At 69.6% G+C, this 2,507-nt stretch carries 1 pseudogene; it reads right to left on the bottom strand.

Annotated features, from left to right (window positions below):
• Nucleotides 1-2,507, bottom strand: a pseudogene (locus tag DDT93_RS26290) (hypothetical protein); the annotation flags it as partial.

The following is a 2,507-nucleotide window of genomic DNA, read 5'->3' as shown; positions in this document are numbered from 1 at the left end:
AGCGCGGTCACGTGCTCGGAGAGGGCCGTGGTCGCAAGCCACCTGTCGGCCGCCGTCAGGTCATCACGCCGGATGATGAAGTCCAGCGTGGTCTCAATCCCTGCCTCGGCCTGCTGCACCAGCTTCCGGAGCCAAGCCGGGGCCGTGTCCGAGAGCGCCACGGCCACGTCGAGACGGCCCACCAGGTCATCGTAGCTGAACGCCTCCGCCTCGGAGATCGCCGCCTCCAGCGCGCCGAGCGCGGACTCGAAGGCGCTCACTGTTCCGTCCCAGTCCGAGGCCATGGCCTCGATGCTCTCGCCGAGCGCGCTGACCTCCTCGCGGGTCAGCCCTTCGAGTTGCAGGAAGTTGCCGAGGCTGGTCAGCACCTCGATCTGGCGCTCGTAGAGCCCCGCCAGCACGTCGCTGTTCGCGCCTTCGAGATCCGCGATACCGGCGGCAAAGGCGACCTGCCCCTGCACCGCGGCCGCGATCCGGCGATACTCCTGCGCCGAGGTGGCCGTCTGCTGCGCGCTCCTGAGATAGGCGCGCGCCAGCTCGGGAATGCTCTGCGCCGCCTCGACGTCACCGCCGCGCGCCGCCTCGACCGCCTGCTGCAGGCGCGCCTCCTGCGCCGCCGTGGTCTGCGCCCGGCTGGCCCCGGTCAGGTCGGAGTTCAGGAGGTCGCCCATGAAGCCCCGGAGCGTGGTCGCGGTCCGGTACCAGAGGCTGGCCGCCTCGCGTGCATCCGCCGCGAGGGTCCGCGCCGTCTCGACCTGGTCGCCGATCTCGCCGCCGATCTCGCCCAGCAACCCGCTCATCGCCGCCGTGTAGCTCGCGACCGTGGGCAAGAGCTCATTCATGGCCCCCGAGAGCTGCAGCACCCCCGCATAGAGAGCGCGCCCCGCCTCGGTGGTCAGATCGATCCCCTCGACCAGGTCGCGGAACCCATCCCGGCTCTGCGGCATCTTGAGACCGAGATCGGCGAACTGGTCCCCGAGCCGGCGGGTCAGCGTCTCGACCTGCTCGGCCTCGGAGTAGAAGCCGGTGAAGTAGGTATTGACCGCCGACGCCATGGTCTCGGCATCACCGAACTGCGCCACCAGGTCGGCGGCCGCATCCGCGCTCCGGAGCGAGACCTTAAAGAGCTCATCGCCCAGCAGGTCCATCGCGTCGTTGACCGCGAGCAGGCCCGAGGACAGCCGCGTCATGGTCTCGAGCGCCGTCTCGCTGGTCTCGGACCACTTGTCCGTTGTCAGGATCAGCTCGGCCATGCCCTCGGCCGACCTGGTGATCTGCTTCTGCAGCGCCTCCTGGATCTGCTCTGCCGTCTTGCCATTGGTCCAGATCTTGAACTGCGCCCCGGTGAAGCCCTCGATCGCCTCCGCACTCAGGCCGAGCGCGCCTGCCATCTCGACCAGGTCCGAGGTCACGCCCGACATGCTGTCATCGAGCAGGAGTTGCAGATCCGCGTCGAGGGGCTTGTAATTGGTCTTGTCCGACCGGAACCAGCCACCCTTGTAGAAGTCGAACTGCGCGCCCGAGAAGCCATCAGAGCCGAGCGAGCCGGAGATACCAGAGCCGGCATACTTCCGGGAAAAGGCCTTCGAGAGCAGCGCCACGCCGCCAAGTACCAGCCCCAGCGCCGGGAGCGCCGCCCCGATGGCCCCGAGACCCCCGACCGAGCCGCTGAGCAGTCCGCCGAGATTGGCGAAGCTGGCCCCGAGGCCACCGCCCGAGAGAATGCCGCCGACGCCGGACCCGATGCCCGAGAGCAAGCCGCCACCGCTCACCACGCCGCCCGCCGCGTTGCCGAGGACACCGCCCAGCAGTCCGCCCCCGCTGCTGCCGACCGCCGTCCCGGCCGCGCTTGCCGCCGTTCCTAATCCCGTGGCCGAGATCCCGAGGACCAGCTGCAGCTTGTTGCGTGCGAAGGTCGCGGCAAGATCGGCGAGCCCCTGCCGTGCCGTGCTCTTCAGGCCGTCCCAGAGGTTCTCGAACTGGCGGAATCCCCCGGCCACCCAATCCCCGAAGGAGCGCGCCACCCCGTCAACGGCCGAGGTCACCGTGGTGTCCATGGCATCGGCCAGGCCGAGCGCCTCATCCTTGGCCCCGGCCATGGCTTTGCCGAGCGACCCCGTCGCCTCGATCGAGACATCCACGCTGTCGTTGAGCTTGTCCTCGGCCTTCGCCGCCTTGCCGAGCGTCGCCATGACTTCCTTGGCCGTCTGGTTGCGCCGCCGGTCGGCCTCGGCCAGCGCCGCCTCCGCCTGGATCAGCGCCCGCTGTCCCGCGCTCAGCCGCTCCGAGGCGATGGCCTTTTCCTTGTCCGAGAGCTCCCGCAGGTTCCCGTTCCGGATCATCGACTGGTAACGGGCGTTCTCGGCCGTCAGGTGCGCGAGCTCCGCCGCCGCCGCCTCGCGCGCCGCCTTCGCCAGCTCGTAATACTTGTTCGCCGCCTCGATCGCCGCCTGCCCCGAGCTCGGCGCGGCATCCGTGTGGAAGATCGCCATTTCCCCGTTGAGCGC

The organism is Albibacillus kandeliae (assembly GCF_003116585.1).
GTDB classification, from domain to species: domain Bacteria; phylum Pseudomonadota; class Alphaproteobacteria; order Rhodobacterales; family Rhodobacteraceae; genus Albibacillus; species Albibacillus kandeliae.
This window is presented reverse-complemented; position numbering and strand designations above follow the sequence as displayed.